The organism is Actinomadura madurae, from assembly GCF_047130825.1.
In the GTDB taxonomy this organism is placed as follows: domain Bacteria; phylum Actinomycetota; class Actinomycetes; order Streptosporangiales; family Streptosporangiaceae; genus Spirillospora; species Spirillospora madurae.
Map to the genome: position 1 here is coordinate 587,682 of NZ_CP083237.1, position 19,707 is coordinate 607,388.

Here is a 19,707-nt window from a genome sequence, read left to right on the forward strand (position 1 = left end):
CGCGAGATAGTGTCGGAGCGTGACCAGCATGGCGGAATCGGGCGAGCCGGAGGGCCTTTTCGACGCCCCGGAGACCGGCGGGACGGCGCGGCCGGCGGCCCCGGACGTGCCGGCCGCGGGCGGCGCGGCGCAGCCGCTCGCCGTCCGGATGCGTCCCCGCGGGCTGGACGAGGTCGTCGGCCAGAGCCACCTGCTCGGCCCCGGCACGCCGATCCGCCAACTCGTCGACCGCGACGTGCCCATGTCGCTCGTGCTGTGGGGGCCGCCGGGCACGGGCAAGACCACCCTCGCCACCGTCGTCAGCCACGTCACGTCCCGCCGGTTCGTGGAGATCTCCGCCGTCAGCGACGGCGTCAAGCGCGTCCGCGCCGAGATCGACCTGGCGCGGCGCGAGCTCGGCATGACCGGGCGGCAGACGGTCCTGTTCGTCGACGAGGTGCACCGCTTCAACAAGGCCCAGCAGGACGCCCTGCTCCCCGCCGTGGAGAACCGCTGGGTCTCCTTCATCGGCGCCACCACCGAGAACCCGTTCTTCTCCGTCATCAGCCCGCTGCTGTCGCGGTCGCTGCTGCTGACCCTGGAGCCGCTCGGCGAGGACGACCTGCGCGAGGTGGTCCGCCGCGCGCTCGCCGACGAACGCGGCCTGGGCGGCGCCGTCACCCTCGACCCCGCCGCCGAGGACCACCTGATCCGGCTGGCCGGCGGCGACGCCCGCCGCGCCCTCACCTACCTGGAGGCCGCGTCGCTCGTCGTCGAGGACGGCGGCGCGATCGACGCCGACGTGCTGGAGAAGGCCGTCGACCGGGCGGCCGTCCGCTACGACCGCGAGGGCGACCAGCACTACGACGTCATCAGCGCGTTCATCAAGAGCATCCGCGGCAGCGACGTGGACGCGGCACTGCACTACCTCGCCCGCATGATCGAGGCCGGCGAGGACGCCCGGTTCATCGCCCGGCGGCTGATCGTGCACGCCAGCGAGGACGTCGGCATGGCCGACCCCACGGCGCTGCAGACGGCCGTCGCCGCCGCGCAGGCCGTGGAGTTCGTCGGGCTGCCCGAGGCCCGCATCAACCTGGCCCAGGCGGTGATCCACCTGTCCCTGGCGCCCAAGTCCAACGCGGTGGTCATGGCGGTGGACGGGGCGCTCGGCGACGTCCGCCAGGGCCTCGCGGGCCCGGTCCCCGGGCACCTGCGCGACGCGCACTACAAGGGCGCCGCGAAGATAGGGCACGGGGCGGGCTACAAGTACGCCCACGACCACCCGGGCGGCGTGGTGAAGCAGCAGTACGCCCCCGACACCGTGGACGGTCGGGAGTACTATCGCCCGACCAGGCACGGAGCCGAGTCCCGGTTCACCGAGGTGCTCGCGCGGATCCGGTCCGTGCTGCGCGGCGCCGCGGACCGGTGAAGATGGATCTCCACCGGCCGGTGCTCCCGCCATGTGGCGTGGCGTAACGGTAAGGTCTGTCAAGCCATGCCCGGCCCCGGGCCGGACTCACGCGAACGGAAAGCCCTGATGCTTACTGGTGGACAGGTCGCAGGTCTCATCGTGGCCGTGTTCTGGGCGGTGCTCGTCTCGTTCATCGCGCTCACCCTGCTGAAGCTCTCCCGCCTCCTCGGCGAGGCCAGCAAGGTCGTCCACGACATCGGCGACCAGGCCGGCCCGCTGCTGGACGACATGACCCGGACCGTGCAGCGCGCGAACGAGCAGCTCGGCCGCACCGACGTCATCACCAAGCAGGTCGCCGGCGTCACCCAGAACGTCTCGGCCGTCACCACCGTGATGACCTCGGTGGTCGGCGGGCCGCTGGTGAAGGCCGCCGCGTTCTCCTACGGAGTCCGCAAGGCCCTCGGCAGCCGCGACGGCGACGGCCGGACCCACTCCGGCAAACCGGAGCTGCGGGCCCGGTCCTCGGGTAGGGGACGCAGATGAAGCGGCTGTTCTGGCTCTCGGTCGGAGCGGGCGCCGGCGTCTACGTCTCGCACCGCGTCAAGCGGCGCGTCGAGCGGTTCGCGCGCACCTGGTCCCCGGAGGGCGTCGCGGCGCGGGCCGTGTCGACCGGGCAGGGCGCCGGCGAGCGGTTGAGGCATTTCGCCGCGGACGTCCGTACCGAGATGCGTGCCCGTGAAGAGGAGCTGCGCGAGGCCGTCCGCATGGACCAGGAACCGCCGGACGCCGAGGGTCCCCGGCCCCGCCGGGTGCTCAAGGCGCGATACACGATCATCGAAAACGACAAGGATGGCCACTGATATGGAGTCGGCAGAGGTCGCACGCCGCTTCCTCGGATTCTTCGAGGAGCGCGGGCACACGGTGGTGCCCTCGGCGAGCCTGGTCGCCGAGGACCCGACCCTGCTGCTGGTCAACGCCGGCATGGTCCCGTTCAAGCCGTACTTCCTCGGCCAGCGCACCCCGCCGTCCCCGCGGATGACCAGCGCGCAGAAGTGCGTGCGGACGCCGGACATCGAGGAGGTCGGCAAGACCACCCGGCACGCCACGTTCTTCCAGATGCTGGGCAACTTCTCCATCGGCGACTACTTCAAGGAGCAGGCGATCCCGTTCGCCTGGGAGCTGCTGACCCGCCCCCGGCAGGACGGCGGCTTCGGGTTCCCCGAGGACAAGCTGTGGGTCACCGTCTTCACCGACGACGACGAGGCCCAGGACATCTGGCACGACAAGGTCGGCGTCCCCCTCGACCGCATCCAGCGGCGCGGCATGGAGGACAACTTCTGGTCGATGGGCGTCCCCGGGCCGTGCGGGCCCTGCTCGGAGATCTACTACGACCGCGGCCCCGAGTACGGCCGCGAGGGCGGCCCGGTCGCCGACGAGGACCGCTACCTGGAGGTCTGGAACCTCGTCTTCATGCAGTACGAGCGGGGCCCGGGGGAGAGCAAGACCGACTTCCCGATCCTCGGCGACCTGCCCGCCAAGAACATCGACACCGGCATGGGCCTGGAGCGCATGGCGGCGATCCTGCAGGGCGTCGACAACATCTACGAGACCGACACCCTGTGGCGCGTCCTCGACCGCGCCGCGGACCTGACCGGAACCTCCTACGGCCGCGACCACCGCGCGGACGTGTCGCTGCGCGTCGTCGCCGACCACGTCCGCAGCGGGACGATGATGGTCGCGGACGGCATCCGTCCCGGCAACGAGGGCCGCGGCTACGTGCTACGCCGCATCCTGCGCCGCTCCATCCGCAACCTGCGCCTGCTCGGCGGCCAGGACGCCGGGCTCATGCACGAGCTCACCGCGGTCGCGGTCCAGGCGATGGGCGAGCAGTACCCGGAGCTGGTGCGCACCGCCGCGAACATCCACACCGTCATCGACGCCGAGGAGGACTCCTTCCTCCAGACGCTCCGGACCGGCACCGCGATCTTCGACACCGCGGTGGAGGAGACCAGGCGGAGCGGCGGCGCGACCCTGGCCGGCGAGCAGGCGTTCAAGCTGCACGACACCTACGGCTTCCCGATCGACCTCACCCTGGAGATGGCGTCCGAGCAGGGCCTCCAGGTGGACGAGGAGGGCTTCCGCCGGCTCATGAAGGAGCAGCGGGACCGCGCCAAGAAGGACGCCCGCGACAAGAAGACCGGCAACCTCGACGTGTCCGTCCTGGACGAGCTGCTCACCGGCGCCGGCGGCAGCGTCGACTTCACCGGCTACGGCAGCCTCGCCGGCGACGCCCGCCTCGTCGGGCTGCTGGTCAACGGCGCCAACGCGCCCGCGGCCGGGGAGGGCACCGAGGTCGAGGTCGTCCTCGACCGCACCCCGTTCTACGCCGAGGGCGGCGGCCAGCTCGCCGACCACGGCCTGATCAGGCTCGGCAACGGCGCCGTCATCGAGGTGACGGACGTGCAGGCGCCGCTCGCCGGGCTCATCGTGCACCGCGGGCGCGTCCGCAGCGGCGAGGCGCAGGCCGGCGACACCGCCTACGCCGAGGTCGACGTCGAGCGGCGCCGCGCGATCTCCCGCTCGCACACCGCGACCCACCTGGTGCACGCCGGGTTCCGCCGGGCGCTCGGCGAGTCCGCCGCGCAGGCCGGCTCGGAGAACTCCCCGGGCCGGTTCCGGTTCGACTTCACCGCGTCCGGCGCCGTCCCGCAGAGCGTGCTCCGGGACGTCGAGGACGAGGTCAACGAGGTGCTGATCGGCGACCTGGACGTCCGCGCCTTCCACACCTCGATCGACGAGGCCCGCGCGATGGGCGCGCTCGCGCTGTTCGGCGAGAAGTACGGCGACGAGGTCCGCGTGGTCGAGGTCGGCGACTACTCCCGCGAGCTGTGCGGCGGCACCCATGTCGCCCGGTCCGGGCAGCTCGGCCTGATCAAGGTGCTGGGCGAGTCGTCCATCGGCGCCGGGGTCCGCCGCGTGGAGGCGCTCGTCGGCATCGACGCGTTCCGGTTCCTGGCCCGCGAGAGCGTGCTCGTCGCGCAGCTCGCCGAGCAGATGAAGGCGCGCAAGGAGGAGCTGCCCGAGCGCATCTCCGGGGTCGTCGGGCGGCTCCGCGACGCGGAGAAGGAGCTGGACAAGCTCCGCGCCCAGCAGGTCCTCGCGATCGCCGGGTCCCTGGCCGACGCCGCGAAGGACGTGAACGGCATCGCGTTCGCGAGCCACCGCGCCCCGGACGGCACCGGCGCCGACGACCTGCGCAGGCTCGCCGTCGACGTCCGCGGGCGGCTCATGGCCAGGCCCGCGGTCGTGATGGTCGCCGGCGTGCCGAAGGATCGTCCCGTCGTGGTCGTCGCCGTCACCGAGGGAGCCCGCGACCGCGGCCTCAAGGCGGGCGCGCTCGTCGGCCTCGCGGCCAAGGCCCTCGGCGGAGGCGGCGGCGGCAAGGACGACCTGGCGCAGGGAGGCGGCGCCGACCCGGGCGCCGTCGAGGACGCCCTCGCCGCCGTCGAACGAGCCGTAGGGGCCGCGTGAGGCCGGCACGACGGGGCATGGGTGCGCGGCCGCGCCGGACGGGGGCGGGGTCGTGAGGCAGGGCGTGCGGCTGGGCGTCGATGTCGGGAGCGTGCGGGTGGGGGTCGCCCGCTGCGATCCGGGGGGCATCCTCGCCTCCCCGCTGGAGACCGTGAAGAGCGGCAAGGGCGACATCGACCGGTTGGTGGAGCTCGTCGCCGAGCACGAGGCGATCGAGGTCGTCGTCGGCCTCCCCACGTCGCTGTCGGGACGGGAGGGACCGGCGGCGCAGGCCGCGCGCCGGTTCGCCGCCCGGCTCGCCGACCGGCTCCCCCCGGAGGCGGTCCGGCTGCACGACGAGCGGCTCACCACGGTGACCGCCGAAAGCGGGCTGCGCGCCGGCGGAGTGCACGGCCAGGCCCGGCGCAAGGTCGTCGACCAGGCCGCCGCGGCGGTCCTGCTGCAGGCCGCGCTCGACGCGGAGCGGTTGACGGGACGCCCCCCAGGAGAGATCGTCCGGGGGAGCTCATGAACGATTTGGACCTGTTCTCGGATCCGTACGGCGACGGGCCGCCGCCCGGCGAACGGCCCGGCAGGCGGGAGCAGCGGCGCGTCCGCAAGAAGCAGAAGCGGCGCCGGCGCAACGGCCGGGCCGCCGCCCTGTTCGCCATGGCGTTCCTGGTGGCGGTCTTCGGCACCGGCGGCGTCCTCGGCTACGCCTGGCTCGACAACAAGTGGCATCCGCCGGACTACGACGGCCAGGGCGCCGGGAACGTCACCGTCCAGATCAAGGACGGCGCGAGCGGCTCGGTGATCGGCGCGACGCTGGAGGAGCACCGCGTGGTGAAGAGCTCCCGCGCGTTCGTGAAGGCGTACAACAAGGAGACGAAGGCCTCCAGCATCCAGCCGGGCTTCTACCAGATGCGGCTGAGGATGTCGTCGTCCGCCGCGATGGCGCTGCTCCTCGATCCGAAGTCGCGGGCCGGGAACCAGATCACGATCCCCGAGGGCCGGCGCGCCATAGAGGTCTTCGAGCTGCTGGCGAAGAAGACCGGCATCTCCGTCAAGGAGTTCCAGGCCGCCGCGAAGAAGCCGCAGGGGCTCGGGCTGCCCGCGTACGCGAAGGGCAAGGTGGAGGGGTACCTGTACCCGGGCCGCTACGACCTGGACCCGAACGGCACGGCCGCGCAGATCCTCAAGCAGATGGTGGGGCGGTTCAACCAGGAGGCGTCGAGCGTCGACCTCGTCGGCAAGGCGCGCGAGGCGAAGATGAGCCCCGCGACCGTCATCACGCTCGCCAGCCTGATCCAGGCGGAGGGCGGCAAGCCGAGCGACCTGCCCAAGATCTCCCGGGTGATCTACAACCGGGTGGCGAGGGGCATGCCGCTGCAGTTCGACACCACGGTCCTGTACGCGCTCAACAAGCGCACCCTCACCGTGACCAACGAGGACCTCAAAGTCGACTCGCCCTACAACACCTACACGAACAAGGGGCTCCCTCCCGGCCCGATCGCCAACCCCGGGCCGGACGCGATCGAGGCGGCGCTCGCGCCGAAGGACGGGACGTGGCTGTACTTCATCGCCACCGACCCGACGAACAAGATCACCAAGTTCGCCACGACGGAGCCGGAGCGGCAGGCGATCGAGAAGGAGTTCCGGGCCTGGCAGAGAGCGCACCCGGGCCAGTGACGGAGGAGACGGCCCGCCGCCGCGCGGCGGTCCTCGGATCACCGATCGCGCATTCGCTGTCGCCGGTGCTGCACCGGGCGGCGTACGCGGCGATGGGGCTGGACGCGTGGTCCTACGACGCCTTCGAATGCGGCGAGGACGGTCTGGCCGCGCTGCTGGACGGGCTCGGCCCGGAATGGGCCGGCCTGTCGCTGACGATGCCGCTCAAACGCGTCGCGCTGAGCCTGGTGGACACGGTGACGGACCTGGCGGTGAACGTCGGCGGCGCGAACACCATCGTCCTGCGGGACGGGCGCCGGCACGGCGACAACACCGACGTGTACGGGATCGAGGCGGCGCTGGCCGAGGCGGGCGTGAAGGCGCCCTCGTCGGCGCTGGTGCTGGGCGGCGGCGCCACCGCGGCGTCCGCGCTCGCGGCGCTCGCCGGGCTCGGGACGCGCGAGGCGGTGCTCGCGGCGCGGACGCCGGAGCGCGCCGCCGGCGCCGCCGAGGCGGGGGAGCGGTCCGGGCTGGCGGTCCGGGTCGTGCCGCTCGACCGGGTGCCCGCGCACCTCCCGGCGGAGCTGGTGGTGTCGACGCTTCCCGGACGCGCCGCCGACGCGTTCGCCGAGCCGGTGGCCGCGTCCGCCGCCGCCCTGTTCGACGTGGTGTACGCGCCGTGGCCCACGGCGCTCGCGGCGGCGGTGGAGCGGGCCGGCGGGACCGTGGTCGGCGGTTTCGCGATGCTGCTGCACCAGGCCGTCCGGCAGGTGGAGCTGATGACCGGCCGCGACGACGTGCCGGTCGCCGCGATGCGCGCCGCGGGCGAGGCCGAGCTGGCCCGCCGGTCCTGAGCTCCGGCCGGGCCGGAGCTCAGGCCCGAGGCGGGGCGCCGGTCAGGGCGGGGGCGGGGCCCGCTGGGTGCGGCGCCGCTTCACCGACTCGTCGATGCTGGTGAGGATGATGGGCAGGATCACGCTCAGCCAGAAGTCCTTCCATCCCCAAAGGCCCGCGCCGACGCCCAGCAGGCTGCCCGCGCACACCAGGCTCAGCAGGCACGCCGCCCAGTGCCGCCGGACGAGCCCGACCGGGTCGATGAGCCGCCGCCGCGGCAGGAGGTCGGCCAGCGCGCGCTCCCTCGCGTGGGAGCGCTGCACGACCGTCGCGTCCGGCAGCCAGTGCAGGACGTCGGCGTTCCCGGCGAGCGGGAGCCGGGACAGCGCGATCAGGGTCTCCAGGCGCCACCACAGCGTCCACAGCGACGTCCGCCCGCTGCCGGGGTAGCCGTTCCAGCGCGGGTCGGCGATCTCTCCGCGCACGAGCGTCCGGAAGGCGCGGGCGACGACCGGGCCGTGCGGGCCCCGCGCGTCGCGCAGCAGCGCGGTGAGCGCGATCGGCAGCCCGTAGTGCCACAGGGCGAGCCGCCACACAGGCTCGGACCCGGTCCCGTGCGGCGAGACGTCGTAGGTCTCGATCCACGTGTGGTCGTCGTCCGGATCGAGGTGGCCGAGCAGCCAGTCGTAGGCGTCCAGCAGCCGCTCGGTGCGCAGCCCGGGGCGCGCCTCGGCGAGCGTCACCAGCGCGAACGCCGTGTGCGTGACGGTGGGACGGGACGCCTGCGTCGGCCCCCACGCGGGGCGGTGCGCGGTCCGGTCGGCCGTCAGCCACTCCACGCCCCGGTCCACCGCGGGGTCGTAGGGGTTGAGCTGGCTGAGCGCGCGCAGCGCCAGGCAGGTCAGCCACACGCGGGACGGGCAGCCGCGCAGCGAGCCCCATCCGCCGTCCGGGTTCTGGTTGTGCCGCAGCCAGTGGTAGGCGCGCTTGAGGTCGGGGGCGTCGTCGCGCAGGTCGCAGCGGGCGCGGGCCAGGAACCGCGCGATCCAGCCGGTCGCCTCGACCACCGGGATGCCGAGGCTCGTCTTGGTGGCCCAGCCGCCGTCCCGCAGCGGATCGGCGGAGGTGGTCTGCCGGTCGGCGAGGAACGCCAGCCCCTCGTCGAAGTACTCGAACGTGCGCCCCGTCTCCACGAACGCCAGCAGGCCGAGCGCGGTCGCGGTGGTGCCGGGTTCCGGCCGGGCCAGCTCGTGGTACCAGCCCCCGCCGGTGCCGAGCGCGGGCGCGTAGGTGTCGCGCAGGACGTCGAGCGACTCGTTCAGCCTGGTCGCGAGCACGGCCATGTCGATGACGGGGGCGTCGGCGCCGCGCGCCGGTGCGGGGAGCGGAGGTGTCTGGTTCACGATGGTGCCTTCGTTGAAGGTGTTCCCGCGGGGCCACGCTTTGTACCCCGCGGGTTCTTCGCCGCGGGGCGCCGGGAACGCTGGAGGACGAGGTCAGCGGGTCCGTGAGCTGGAGGAGGCGTGGCCGAGCCGGCGGTGGGGGAGGAGGCCGGTCACGAGTGCGTCCTGTGCCCGCCGCTGCGGTTCCGGTTCAACGCGATGGCCGGGCTGCCCGGCGAGACGGGCGTCATCGCGGCCGACCGCGACTTCCTCCTGATCCCGGACGTGGCGCCGCTGGCAGACGGGCACGTGCTCCTGGTGACCCGGGACCACCACCAGTGCGCGGGCGACTTCGGCCCCGAGATGTGGGGACGCGCACTGCGGTGGCGGGACCGCGTCGCCCGCCTTTACCGCGAGGCGTACGGCAGCGGCGAGCTGCTCCTGTTCGAGCACGGCCCGGCGACCTCGCAGGGCGGCGGCGCCTGCATCGACCACGCGCACTGGCACCTCATGCCCGGGACACCGGGCGTGCGGGCGGTGGTGGAGCGGGAGGGGCGTCCCGGAACGCCGGTCGATCACGCGACCCTGCGGGCCTGCTTCCGCACCGGCCGGTCCTACCTGCTGGTCGAGGAGAACGAGATCGCGACCGTCCATCCGGGCGACGGTGTGCGAAGCCAGTTCCTGCGCTGGGCCGTGACGGCTCCCGGCGAGCGGACGGCGTGGCGCTGGCAGGAGACGTTCGGTCTGCCCGACAGCAGGCGCCGTTTCCTGCGGACTCTCGCGGCGATGCGCGGCGCGACGGCCGCCCTGCCGGACGGGGGTCAGCCGCCCGAAAGCCACCAGTAGAGCTCGCACGCCGCCATCCGGTCACCGAACCCCGCGCGCTCCACACCGCTGGTGTAGCCGGTCGGGTACTCCATCGGCGACTGTCCCCGCCGGTGGGCGAGCACGCGTTCCAAGGACGACGGGCCGAACCGCAGCAGCCACAGCGGACGGCCCCGCACGGCCTCGTCGACCACCGGCAGCAGCGCCCTGAGTTCTCGTCCGCCGGACGGCGCCGGACACCCCAGCAGCCGCGCGAGCGTGTGCGCCTCCGAGATGACGAGGTCCGCCGACTCCAGCATCGGCTGCACGACGGACGCGGGGAGCCGCCCGTCGACGTCGTGCGGCACGAGATCGAACACGACCCGCGTGCCCGCCGCGCGGGCCACGCGCACCGCCTCGTGCAGCGCCTCCCGGGAGACCGGGGACAGCAGCGCGTACCCGTCCAGCGCCAGCACGTCGGCGCCCTCGATCCCGGCCGCGGCCGCGCGCACGTCGGCGGGAGCGAGGCGCCGCCCCGGCGGCTCGTCCTGGACGACCAGCAGCCGCACACCGGCCCCGCCGCCGCGGGGGCGGTCCCGCAGCATCACCGACACCCCGTTCGGGACGCCGCGCTCGACGCGCAGGTGGTCGTCCGCGCCGAGCCGGCGCAGCTCCTCGCGGATCACCGCCGTGTAGCCGTCGTCGCCGACCTTCGCCAGCACCCCCACCTCGCGGAAGTACTCCGTCGCGCACCGGGCCAGGTTCACCGCCGTCCCGGCGACCATGGCCCGGGCCGGGGCGTAGCAGAGCCGGTCGGCGCGCAAATCGGCGAACCGGACGTCCGGGAGTGACGCGCGTACCTCGATCCCGGCGTCGCCGATCACGAAGAGACGGAAGCGCCGTTCCGCGGCCCCGCCGAGACCCGGCCACTCGGCGGGCGACCGGGACGGGAGCATGGGCCGGGTCAGCCCGCCGGGCTCAGGAAGGCCCGCATGACCGGGCGCAGGCTCGGGATGAGGTCGTAGCCGCCGACCTCGTCCAGCGGCACCCAGGCGCACCCGTCCAGGTGGTCTCCGCCGTCCTGGTTCTCCAGCGTGGCGTCCAGCGTGACCGGCCGGCAGCGCCGCGCGACGGCCACCACCCGGATCTGCCCGCCGCCCGGACCGGTGCCCGGCATGAACCACTGCCACAGGTGGAACGGCGGCCCCGGATCGATCTTGAGGCCGACCTCCTCCCACACCTCGCGGCGGACGTGGTCGTCGAGGTCGAGGTCGGCCTCGGCCTCCAGCCGCCCGCCGGGCACCTCCCAGCGGCCGGGATGGAACGGGTCGGCCGCCGACTTGCGGACCATCAGCAGCCGCCGGCCGGACACGATGAAGGCCTTCTGGGCGAACTGCAGCGCGATCGGTGACAAGGCGGTGAGGGGGCCGGCGGCGCCGGCCTCGACCGAGGGCATCGCGGGGACTACCTCCCTGGTGCCGGCCCCACCGGGCCGTCTCCGCTCCACCGTAACAAGCCGGCGCCCGGGACGCCGAGAGGCCGGCCGCGCCAGAACACCGTCACCCGGCGCGCCCCGCCGCCGGGTTCGGGAATCACCGGGCGTTCCGGGCCGTTACGAGAAGCGGCGTATCCCACGCATGCTCCCTGTGCGGCGCACCGCCCCCGCACGGGTGATTCGCTATGGCGCATCAGGTCCCGCCAGGTGGTAGTCTTGGTGGCCGACCGGCCCTGTGCGCGCGATCAGATGGTGGCGCGTGCCGGGCGCGCAAGCGGAGGCCGCCTCCCACCTGACCGGCTCGAAGCCGGTGGGTTCTCGGTCCGGCGAGCGGGCGCTCGGTGCCCGCCCCGCCGTCGTCCCCGGATGGTCCGGCCGTCCTGGGAGACCGAAGGTGGCCCCGTGCGCGAGTCGTGCGGGGCTTTTCTCGTGGAAGCCTTGGGGTACGACCGGTCCAACGAACTTGAGAACGGCCCCAAGGAGGTCCCATCAGCGCCGAACCGCGTATCAACGACCGCATTCGCGTGCCCGAGGTCCGGCTCGTCGGCCCGAACGGCGAACAGGTGGGCATCGTGCCCATCGCCAAGGCCCTTGAAATCGCGCGTGAGTCGGATCTCGACCTCGTCGAGGTGGCGCCCACCGCGCGTCCGCCCGTCGCGAGGCTCATGGACTACGGCAAGTTCAAGTACGAGTCCGCGATGAAGGCGCGTGAGGCGCGGAAGAACCAGGCGCACACGGTCATCAAGGAGATCAAGCTCCGCCCGAAGATCGACCCGCACGACTACGAGACCAAGAAGGGTCACGTGGTGCGGTTCCTCAAGGCCGGGGACAAGGTGAAGGTCACGATCATGTTCCGTGGTCGTGAGCAGTCCCGTCCCGAACTCGGGTACCGGCTGCTGCAGCGGCTCGCCGACGACGTCGAGGAACTCGGCTTCGTCGAGTCGCGGCCCAAGCAGGACGGCCGGAATATGATCATGGTGATCGGTCCGCACAAGAAGAAGACGGCACGCGGGCAGGAGACCGAGACCGCCTGACGTTCCGTCCGGGGATCCGCCCCCGCGGCGGCCCCGACACCGCGACCTCGCGGATCGGCGGGGTCGCGGCGCACGTACATTGAAGCCTGACCCGGCGCGTCCGCGTACCACGTGTGATGTGCCGATCAGGTATGCCTCCGTGCTGGTCCGCACGGAGGCCGGGAAAGAGGGAGACGACGGCGACCATGCCGAAGACCAAGACCCACAGCGGTGCCAAGAAGCGCTTCAAGCTGACCGGCTCCGGCAAGGTGATGCGCCGCCGCGCCAACCGCAACCACCTGCTCGAGCACAAGCCCTCGAAGCGGACCCGGCGCCTCGACGGACCGGCCGTGGTGGCCGACGCCGACGCCAAGAACATCAAGAAGCTGCTGCGCAAGTAGCACTCGACCAGGCACATCAGCGACCGGCCGAGGCCCGTGCGGCCCCGGCCCCCACGAAGGAGTTCAGCACGTGGCACGCGTGAAGCGGGCGGTCAACGCCGCCAAGAAGCGTCGGGTCGTCCTGGAGCGGTCGAGCGGCTACCGCGGTCAGCGTTCGCGCCTGTACCGCAAGGCCAAGGAGCAGCAGCTCCACTCGATGACCTACGCGTTCCGGGACCGCAAGGACCGCAAGGGCCAGTTCCGCCGGCTGTGGATCCAGCGGATCAACGCCGCGGCCCGCGCCAACGGCATCACCTACAACCGGTTCATCCAGGGCCTGAAGGCCGCCGAGGTCGAGGTCGACCGGCGCATGCTCGCCGAGCTGGCCGTCAACGACGCCCCGGCGTTCGCCGCCCTGGTCAAGGTCGCCAAGGACGCGCTTCCGGCCGAGGGCTCGGAGGCCGCCTGATCCGGGTGGCCGGACATCGGGCGAACAGAGCGACATGGCGGGCCGCGAGCTGACCTCCCTCCGATCACCGCGGGTGAAGGCCGCTCGCCGGCTCGCCAAGCGCGCCTTCCGGCGCCGCGAGAACCGGTTCCTCGCCGAGGGGCCGCAGGCGGTGCGGGAGGCGCTGGAGATCCCCGGCGGGCTCGCCGAGCTGTTCACCACGGCCGAGGCGGAGGCCCGCCACCCCGAGCTGGTGCTCGCCGCCGAGCGGGCCGGCGCGCCGGTGCTGCGCGTCAGCGGCGAGGTCATGGCGGAGCTGGCCCAGACGGTCACCCCGCAGGGGCTGCTGGCGGTCTGCGAGTTCGTGGACGTCCCGCTGGAGAAGGCGCTGGAGGCCGCGCCCCGGCTGGTGACCGTGCTCGCGCACGTCCGCGACCCGGGCAACGCCGGGACGGTGCTGCGCACCGCCGACGCGGCGGGCTCGGAGACGGTCGTGTTCACCGACGCGTCCGTCGACCCCTACAACGGCAAGTGCGTCCGCGCCTCGGCGGGCAGCCTGTTCCACCTGCCGGTCGTCGTCGGCCCGCGGTTCGACGCGCTGATCCCCGAGCTGAGGAGCGCGGGCCTCACCGTCCTCGCCGCCGACGGGGCGGGCGGCCGCACCCTGGACGAGGCGATCGACGACGGCCTGCTCGCCCGCCCCACCGCCTGGGTGTTCGGCAACGAGGCGTGGGGGCTCCCGGACGAGATCCTGCGGCACGTGGACGAGGCCGTCCGCGTGCCGATCCACGGGCGCGCCGAGAGCCTGAACCTGGCGACGGCCGCGGCCGTATGCCTCTACGCGTCGGCCCGCGCCCAGCGCAGCGCGTAGGGAAGGCGGGCGCGGCGCGCAGGAGACGCGGGCGCCGCACGGGCGAACGGTCGCGGAGGTTCGATGCATTCCGTGATCGAATGGCCGCAAGCGGTCGCCAAGGGCGCCGTTTCCCGGCCGGTGAGCTGGGAGGATGGGGCTGCACGCGGACGGAGGGTGGGGGCCCGCCGCCGCGGGGGACTCGTCCGCGGGTAGGAGGGGAATCCGGGACCGGCGAGGGATCACGCCGTCCCTGTCCCGTGCCTACCGTGTTGATCAGTGGGTTGACCAGCGCGGCGACGATGCCGCACGGAGTTGGGGGCGTGATGATCGAGGAGACCGGGCGGGCCCGGAGGGCGGGCCGGCGGGCACCGGAGGTGCGATGCCGGCTCGGCGCGGTCCGGGCGCCCGCCGTCCCGGGCGCGCCCGCCCCGACCGGCGGGCTGCGGATCGAGATCGCCCAGGTTCGCGGCGACACGGTCGTCGTCGCGGTCGCGGGAGAGATCGACCTGCGCACGGCCGGTCCGCTGCGCGACGGGCTCGTCCAGGTGCACGGCGACATGCGGGGGACGGGCCGGCGCCGGCTGGTGGCCGACTTCGCCGCCGTCCCCTTCTGCGACGCGGCCGGGCTCGGCGCGCTGGTCGCCGCGCACAACCAGATCGCGGCGGGCGGCGGTGAGATCGTCCTCGCCGGGGTCCGGCCCGCGCAGCTGCGGCTGCTGCGCATCACCGGGCTGCACCGGCTGTTCGCGATCCACCGCGACATCGAGACGGCGCTCGCCGCCGAGGATTCCCCGACCACCTCGCGGTAGGCCGCGGACGCCCAGGTGAGACCGCCCTCCGGAGTGGGCGGCACCCCGCCCGAGGGCCACAGAACCCTTGCCGCGGGGCGGTTTCCGGGTCCCGCAAGGTGACCGACTCCGGCTAGAGTCTCTTTTCGACAGGCCGCGTTCTCATCGGTGTTGTGGAGGCCGCTGTGGGCGGAGAGGAACCCCCTCTCGTGGCCGCGCGCGTACCCGAGCAGGGGTCCGGGCCGGGGCCCGAGTGGGGTGCGGCGGACGACCTGCCCGATGGGCTGATGGTCGCCGGCCGGGACGCCCGCGTGACGGTGTTCAACGCCGCCGCGGTGCGCATCACCGGCGTCCCGGCGGCGTCCGCCCTGGGCCGCGACTTCCGCGACGTCCTGCCGCTGCACGACGCCGAGGGCCGCGACTGGTGGAAGTACCTGGCCCCCTACGACGGCCTGTGCACCCGGACGCGCCACCCCGAGCGCTCGCTGTTCCTGGCCGGCGGCGCGGAGGTGCTGGTCACGGCCGCGTACCGGCGCGACCGGGACGGCCGTGTGGAACGGTTCACGGTGTGCCTGCGCGACGCCCTGCACCGCGCCCGCCAGGAACGCGACCGCGCCGACCTCGTCTCCACCGTCGCCCACGAGCTGCGCTCCCCGCTGACGAGCGTCAAGGGGTTCACCGCGACGCTGCTGGCCAAATGGCACCGCTTCAACGACGACCAGAAGCGGGTGATGCTGGAGACCGTCAACGCCGACGCCGACCGGGTCACCCGGCTGATCACCGAGCTGCTGGACGTGTCCCGCATCGAGGCGGGCCGGCTGGAGATGCACCGCCAGGTCGTCGACCTGCCCGAGGAGGTCCGCAAGGTGATCGCGGGCCGGGTCGCGGCCGGCGAGCCGGAGGACCGCTTCCGGTTCGAGTCGCGCGGCGAGCTGCCCGAGATGTGGCTCGACCCGGACAAGATGGACCAGATCATCGGCAACCTCGTGGAAAACGCCGTGCGGCACGGAGCGGGTACTGTCACCATTGTGGTGGAGCCGGACGCGCACAAGGAGGGAGCCGCCGTGTCGGTGCGCGACGAGGGCGAGGGCATCCCGCCCGAGGCCGCCCAGCGCGTCTTCCGGCAGTTCTGGCGAGGCCCCGGCGGCAACCGCCGCGGCGGCACCGGCCTCGGGCTCTACATCGTCAAGGGCCTCGTCGAGGCGCACGGCGGCGTGATCTCGGTGCGGCGGGCGCCCGGCGGCGGCGCCGAGTTCCGATTTACCGTGCCCGCGGGGGCCCCCGACTACGCCGGCTGAGCCCGGCGCACGCGCCGGAGCACACCGGCCGGCGGATCCCCGACCGGGCCAGCGCGTCACGCGCACGCTTTCCGGATCTTCATCGCCCGCGGACTAGACTGCGGGCGTCCCACGCCGACCGGAGTCGATCACACCACCATGTCTGCACCCAACAAGTCCTATGACCCCGTCGAGGTGTCCGCGCTGCAGCCCGAAGAGCTGGAGCGGGCCCGTGACGAGGCGCTCGCGGCCATCGCCGCGGCGCCCGACCTCGACGCGCTGAAGCAGGTCCGCCTGGCGCACGCCGGCGACCGTTCCCCGCTGGCCCTCGCCAACCGCGAGATCGGCGCGCTGCCGCCCGCGGCCCGCGCCGACGCGGGCAAGCGCATCGGCGCCGCCCGCGGGGCGGTGTCCGCGGCGCTCAAGGAGCGCCAGGCCGAGCTGGAGGAGGAGCGCGACCGCCGCGTCCTCGTCGAGGAGACCGTAGACGTCACCCTGCCGTGGGACCGCGCCCCGCGCGGCGCCCGGCATCCGCTGACCACGATGCAGGAGCGGATGGCCGACGTCTTCGTCGCGATGGGCTTCGAGGTCTCCGAGGGTCCCGAGGTCGAGGCGGAGTGGTACAACTTCGACGCGCTCAACTTCCTGCCCGACCACCCGGCCCGCACGATGCAGGACACGTTCTTCGTCGAGTCGGAGGGCTCCGGCCTGGTGATGCGCACGCACACCTCGCCGATGCAGATCAGGTCGCTGCTGTCGAGGCCGCTGCCGGTGTACGTGGTGGCGCCCGGGCGCACCTTCCGCACCGACGAGCTGGACGCCACGCACGCCCCCGTCTTCCACCAGCTGGAGGGGCTGGCGGTCGACGAGGGCCTGACGATGGCCGACCTGCGCGGCGGCATCGGCGCCTTCGTCGCCGGGATGTTCGGCGAGGGCCTGAAGACGCGGTTCCGGCCGTCGTTCTTCCCGTTCACCGAGCCGTCGGCCGAGGTCGACATGCAGTGCTTCGTGTGCCGGGGCGCGTCGGCGGAGCCGGGCGCCGAGCCGTGCCGCACCTGCAGCTCGGAGGGCTGGATCGAGCTCGGCGGCTGCGGAATGGTGAACCCGCGGGTGCTGGTGGCCTGCGGCGTCGACCCGGACCGCTACAGCGGCTGGGCGTTCGGCCTGGGCGTCGAGCGGACGCTGATGTTCCGCCACGGCGTGGAGGACATGTACGACATGGTGGAGGGCGACGTCCGGTTCACCCTCCCGTTCGGGATGGAGATCTGATGCGCGCCCCGCTTTCCTGGCTGCGCGAGTACGCCGAGCTGCCGGCCGGCGTCACGGGCCGCGCGCTGGCCGCCGAGCTGATCGCGGCGGGCCTGGAAGTCGAGACCGTCGAGCAGGCCGGCGCCGACATCGCCGGCCCGCTCGTGGTCGGCGAGGTCCTGGCGATCGAGGAGCTGACGGGCTTCAAGAAGCCGATCCGCTACTGCCGGGTGGACGTCGGCGAGGCCAACGGCACCGGCGAGCCGCAGAACATCGTGTGCGGCGCGACCAACTTCGCCGTCGGCGACCGCGTGGTGGTCGTCCTGCCGGGCGGTGTGCTGCCGGGCGGCTTCGAGATCGGCGCCCGCAAGACCTACGGCCACGTGTCCGAGGGCATGATCTGCTCGGTGACCGAGCTCGGCATCGGCGACGACCACAGCGGCATCCTGGTGCTGCCGCCGAGCACCCCGGTCGGCACGGACGCGATCGAGCTGCTCGGGCTGCGCGACGACGTCCTGGACATCGCCGTCACCCCCGACCGCGGCTACGCCCTGTCGATCCGCGGCATCGCCCGGGAGGCCGCCACCGCCTACGGCGTGCCGTTCAAGGACCCGGCGGACGTGGACCTGCCGCGGGGGCCGGAGGACGGTGGGGAGGCGTATCCGGCGAGCATCGGCGACCCGTCCGCGTGCGACCGGTTCGTGCTGCGCGAGGTGCGCGGTTTCGACCCGGACGCGCAGACCCCCATGTGGATGCGGGTCCGCCTGCACCGCGCCGGGATGCGGCCGGTGTCGCTCGCGGTCGACGTCACCAACTACCTGATGCTGGAGCTGGGCCAGCCGCTGCACGCGTTCGACCGGGGCAAGCTCACCGGCCCGATCGTGGTCCGGCGGGCCGCTCCGGGGGAGAAGCTGGAGACGCTCGACCACGTCGAGCGGACCCTCGACCCCGACGACATCCTCATCACCGACGAGTCGGGGCCGATCTCGATGGCCGGCACGATGGGCGGGCTGGCCACCGAGATCGACGAGCGGTCGTCCGACATGGTCATCGAGGCCGCGCACTTCGACGCCATGGGCACCGCCCGGATGAGCCGCCGCCACCGGCTGCACAGCGAGGCGTCCCACCGGTTCGAGCGCGGCGTCGACCGCGAGCTGCCGCTGTACGCGTCCTACCGGGCCGTGCGGATGCTCGCCGAGCTCGGCGGCGCGGAGATCGTGCCCGGCGTCACGCACGCCGAGGCGCCGGTCGAGCCGGTCACGGTGACGATGCCCGCCGGGCACCCCGACCGGGTCGCGGGCGTGGCCTACGGGCGGGACGCGGTCGTCCGCCGCCTCGAGCAGGTCGGCTGCGCGGTGACCGGCGGCGACGTGCTGACGGTGACGCCGCCGTCCTGGCGTCCCGACCTGACCGCGCCCAACGACCTCGCCGAGGAGGTCATCCGGCTGGAGGGCTACGAGGACATCCCGGTCCGCGCACCGCGCCCGGCGGCGGGCAAGGGCCTGACCGTCCAGCAGCGGCTGCGCCGCCGCGTCGGCCGGGCGCTCGCCGGCGCCGGGTACGTGGAGGCGCTGGCCTTCCCGTTCGTCGGCGAGAAGGACCTCGACGGCCTCCAGCTCCCGGCGGACGACGCGCGCAGGCGGACGCTGCGGCTCGCGAACCCGATGTCGGAGGAGGAGCCGCTGCTGCGCACCACGCTGCTGCCGGGCCTGCTGAAGGTGCTGGCGCTCAACGTGGGACGCGGCTTCGCCGACACCGCCCTGTTCGAGCTCGGCGTGGTGTTCCGGCCGCGCCCGGACGCGCCGGAGCGGGCGGCGATCCTCGCGGTGGACCGCGGTCCCACCGCCGAGGAGATCGCGACCGTGGAGGCGGCGCTCCCGGACCAGCCGCACCGGGTCGCGGTCGTGCTGTCCGGGGACCGGGAGCCGTCGGGCTGGTGGGGCGAGGGCCGGCCGGCCCTGTGGGCGGACGCGATCGAGGCGGCCCGCACGGTGGCGCGCGAGGTCGGCGTCGAGCTGACGGTGAAGGCCGACCAGCACGCGCCCTGGCACCCGGGCCGCTGCGCCGCGCTCTACGCCGGCGACACGCTCGTCGGGCACGCCGGCGAGCTGCACCCGCGCGTCACGAAGGCCTACGGGCTGCCCGCCCGGACGTGCGCGATGGAGCTGGAGCTGCGCCGCCTGGGCGAGCCGGCGCAGGTCGTGGCGCCGCACGTGTCGTCCTACCCGGTCGCCGTGCAGGACGTCGCGCTGGTCGTCGACTCCGCGGTCCCGGCCGCCGAGGTCGAGTCGTCGCTCCGCGACGGCGCCGGCGACCTCCTGGAGGCGATCCGGCTGTTCGACGTGTACACCGGCGAGCAGGTGGGCGAGGGCCGCAAGTCCCTGGCCTACTCGCTGCGGTTCCGCGCCCCCGACCGGACGCTGACCGCCGAGGAGGCCTCCGCGGCCCGCGACGCCGCGGTGGCCGCGGCGTCCGGCCGTACCGGAGCCGTCCTCCGCGGCGCCTGACGATGTGATCGTGCCCCGGACCTGCCCGCAGGTCCGGGGCACGGCCGCCTGTCAGCCCGCGTAGTCCAGGCTCCCGTCGCGGCGGCCGACGGACACGAGCCGGTGCAAAC

At 73.8% G+C, this 19,707-nt stretch carries 19 protein-coding genes; 16 read left to right on the top strand and 3 right to left on the bottom strand.

All coding sequences use genetic code 11. The features are described from left to right. Positions 1-148 precede the first annotated feature (148 nt). The 7 genes from K8Z49_RS02730 (at position 149) to K8Z49_RS02760 (ending at position 7,422) form a co-directional block, all read left to right on the top strand. A complete protein-coding gene (locus K8Z49_RS02730; protein ID WP_412520979.1) occupies positions 149-1,408 on the top strand; it encodes a replication-associated recombination protein A in 1,260 nt (419 codons plus the stop codon). A 108-nt stretch (positions 1,409-1,516) separates the two neighbouring features. Further along, the gene (locus tag K8Z49_RS02735) at positions 1,517-1,933 is read left to right on the top strand and encodes a DUF948 domain-containing protein (protein ID WP_024935464.1); all 417 of its coding nucleotides are present in this window, start codon (positions 1,517-1,519) and stop codon (positions 1,931-1,933) included. After that, positions 1,930-2,250, top strand: coding sequence for a hypothetical protein (locus tag K8Z49_RS02740; RefSeq protein WP_021599233.1), 321 nt, complete (start codon positions 1,930-1,932; stop codon positions 2,248-2,250). Before K8Z49_RS02735 ends, K8Z49_RS02740 begins: the two co-directional genes overlap by 4 nt. 1 nt (position 2,251) lies before the next feature. Continuing rightward, positions 2,252-4,921, top strand: a complete 2,670-nt coding sequence (alaS, locus tag K8Z49_RS02745) for an alanine--tRNA ligase (RefSeq protein ID WP_021599234.1) — start codon at positions 2,252-2,254, stop codon at positions 4,919-4,921. 52 nt (positions 4,922-4,973) lie between these two features. Then, the gene (gene ruvX, locus K8Z49_RS02750) at positions 4,974-5,432 is read left to right on the top strand and encodes a Holliday junction resolvase RuvX (protein ID WP_075024412.1); all 459 of its coding nucleotides are present in this window, start codon (positions 4,974-4,976) and stop codon (positions 5,430-5,432) included. Further along, complete coding sequence (gene mltG, locus K8Z49_RS02755) at positions 5,429-6,589, top strand: endolytic transglycosylase MltG (RefSeq protein ID WP_024935462.1); 1,161 nt, start codon at positions 5,429-5,431, stop codon at positions 6,587-6,589. Before ruvX ends, mltG begins: the two co-directional genes overlap by 4 nt. Beyond that, positions 6,586-7,422: a shikimate dehydrogenase gene (locus tag K8Z49_RS02760; RefSeq protein WP_412517541.1), complete on the top strand. Its 837-nt coding sequence runs from the start codon at positions 6,586-6,588 to the stop codon at positions 7,420-7,422. Before mltG ends, K8Z49_RS02760 begins: the two co-directional genes overlap by 4 nt. 42 nt (positions 7,423-7,464) lie before the next feature. Here K8Z49_RS02760 and K8Z49_RS02765 read toward each other — a convergent pair whose 3' ends face one another. After that, a complete protein-coding gene (locus K8Z49_RS02765; protein WP_412517542.1) occupies positions 7,465-8,805 on the bottom strand; it encodes a prenyltransferase/squalene oxidase repeat-containing protein in 1,341 nt (446 codons plus the stop codon). A gap of 120 nt (positions 8,806-8,925) precedes the next feature. Between K8Z49_RS02765 and K8Z49_RS02770 the strand changes: the two genes are divergently transcribed. Beyond that, the gene (locus tag K8Z49_RS02770) at positions 8,926-9,630 is read left to right on the top strand and encodes an HIT family protein (protein ID WP_412517543.1); all 705 of its coding nucleotides are present in this window, start codon (positions 8,926-8,928) and stop codon (positions 9,628-9,630) included. On the opposite strand, the gene K8Z49_RS02775 is transcribed toward K8Z49_RS02770, so the two are convergent. Further along, the gene (locus tag K8Z49_RS02775; protein ID WP_177287904.1) at positions 9,606-10,472 is read right to left on the bottom strand and encodes a carbohydrate kinase family protein; all 867 of its coding nucleotides are present in this window, start codon (positions 10,470-10,472) and stop codon (positions 9,606-9,608) included. The genes K8Z49_RS02770 and K8Z49_RS02775 overlap by 25 nt on opposite strands. 80 nt (positions 10,473-10,552) lie before the next feature. After that, complete coding sequence (locus K8Z49_RS02780; RefSeq protein ID WP_021597481.1) at positions 10,553-11,044, bottom strand: NUDIX domain-containing protein; 492 nt, start codon at positions 11,042-11,044, stop codon at positions 10,553-10,555. A gap of 527 nt (positions 11,045-11,571) precedes the next feature. Between K8Z49_RS02780 and infC the strand changes: the two genes are divergently transcribed. From infC to pheT, 8 genes are all read left to right on the top strand, one after another. Next, positions 11,572-12,117 (top strand): translation initiation factor IF-3, encoded by a 546-nt coding sequence (gene infC / locus K8Z49_RS02785; protein WP_081842914.1) that lies wholly within the window; start codon positions 11,572-11,574, stop codon positions 12,115-12,117. A 185-nt stretch (positions 12,118-12,302) separates the two neighbouring features. Continuing rightward, complete coding sequence (gene rpmI, locus K8Z49_RS02790) at positions 12,303-12,497, top strand: 50S ribosomal protein L35 (RefSeq protein ID WP_021597479.1); 195 nt, start codon at positions 12,303-12,305, stop codon at positions 12,495-12,497. A 70-nt stretch (positions 12,498-12,567) separates the two neighbouring features. Further along, positions 12,568-12,945, top strand: coding sequence for a 50S ribosomal protein L20 (gene rplT / locus K8Z49_RS02795; protein WP_021597478.1), 378 nt, complete (start codon positions 12,568-12,570; stop codon positions 12,943-12,945). A 34-nt stretch (positions 12,946-12,979) separates the two neighbouring features. Continuing rightward, positions 12,980-13,795, top strand: a complete 816-nt coding sequence (locus tag K8Z49_RS02800) for a TrmH family RNA methyltransferase (RefSeq protein ID WP_021597477.1) — start codon at positions 12,980-12,982, stop codon at positions 13,793-13,795. Positions 13,796-14,100: 305 nt separating this feature from the next. Then, entirely contained in the window at positions 14,101-14,586 is a 486-nt protein-coding gene (locus K8Z49_RS02805; RefSeq protein WP_021597476.1) for an STAS domain-containing protein, read from the top strand. A 188-nt stretch (positions 14,587-14,774) separates the two neighbouring features. Further along, complete coding sequence (locus K8Z49_RS02810) at positions 14,775-15,863, top strand: ATP-binding protein (RefSeq protein ID WP_412517544.1); 1,089 nt, start codon at positions 14,775-14,777, stop codon at positions 15,861-15,863. A gap of 138 nt (positions 15,864-16,001) precedes the next feature. Next, entirely contained in the window at positions 16,002-17,111 is a 1,110-nt protein-coding gene (gene pheS, locus K8Z49_RS02815; RefSeq protein ID WP_024936531.1) for a phenylalanine--tRNA ligase subunit alpha, read from the top strand. Continuing rightward, positions 17,111-19,597, top strand: coding sequence for a phenylalanine--tRNA ligase subunit beta (gene pheT / locus K8Z49_RS02820; RefSeq protein WP_412517545.1), 2,487 nt, complete (start codon positions 17,111-17,113; stop codon positions 19,595-19,597). Before pheS ends, pheT begins: the two co-directional genes overlap by 1 nt. Positions 19,598-19,707: the final 110 nt, after the last annotated feature.

What these genes read in the sequence shown, in the direction of transcription:
- K8Z49_RS02730 (WP_412520979.1), top strand. Translation starts at nt 149, where the DNA reads ATGCGTCCCCGCGGGCTGGACGAGGTCGTCGGCCAGAGCCACCTGCTC.
- K8Z49_RS02735 (WP_024935464.1), top strand. Translation starts at nt 1,517, where the DNA reads ATGCTTACTGGTGGACAGGTCGCAGGTCTCATCGTGGCCGTGTTCTGG.
- K8Z49_RS02740 (WP_021599233.1), top strand. Translation starts at nt 1,930, where the DNA reads ATGAAGCGGCTGTTCTGGCTCTCGGTCGGAGCGGGCGCCGGCGTCTAC.
- alaS (WP_021599234.1), top strand. Translation starts at nt 2,252, where the DNA reads ATGGAGTCGGCAGAGGTCGCACGCCGCTTCCTCGGATTCTTCGAGGAG.
- mltG (WP_024935462.1), top strand. Translation starts at nt 5,429, where the DNA reads ATGAACGATTTGGACCTGTTCTCGGATCCGTACGGCGACGGGCCGCCG.
- K8Z49_RS02780 (WP_021597481.1), bottom strand. Translation starts at nt 11,044, where the DNA reads ATGCCCTCGGTCGAGGCCGGCGCCGCCGGCCCCCTCACCGCCTTGTCA.
- rpmI (WP_021597479.1), top strand. Translation starts at nt 12,303, where the DNA reads ATGCCGAAGACCAAGACCCACAGCGGTGCCAAGAAGCGCTTCAAGCTG.
- K8Z49_RS02800 (WP_021597477.1), top strand. Translation starts at nt 12,980, where the DNA reads ATGGCGGGCCGCGAGCTGACCTCCCTCCGATCACCGCGGGTGAAGGCC.
- K8Z49_RS02805 (WP_021597476.1), top strand. Translation starts at nt 14,101, where the DNA reads ATGATCGAGGAGACCGGGCGGGCCCGGAGGGCGGGCCGGCGGGCACCG.
- pheS (WP_024936531.1), top strand. Translation starts at nt 16,002, where the DNA reads ATGTCTGCACCCAACAAGTCCTATGACCCCGTCGAGGTGTCCGCGCTG.
- pheT (WP_412517545.1), top strand. Translation starts at nt 17,111, where the DNA reads ATGCGCGCCCCGCTTTCCTGGCTGCGCGAGTACGCCGAGCTGCCGGCC.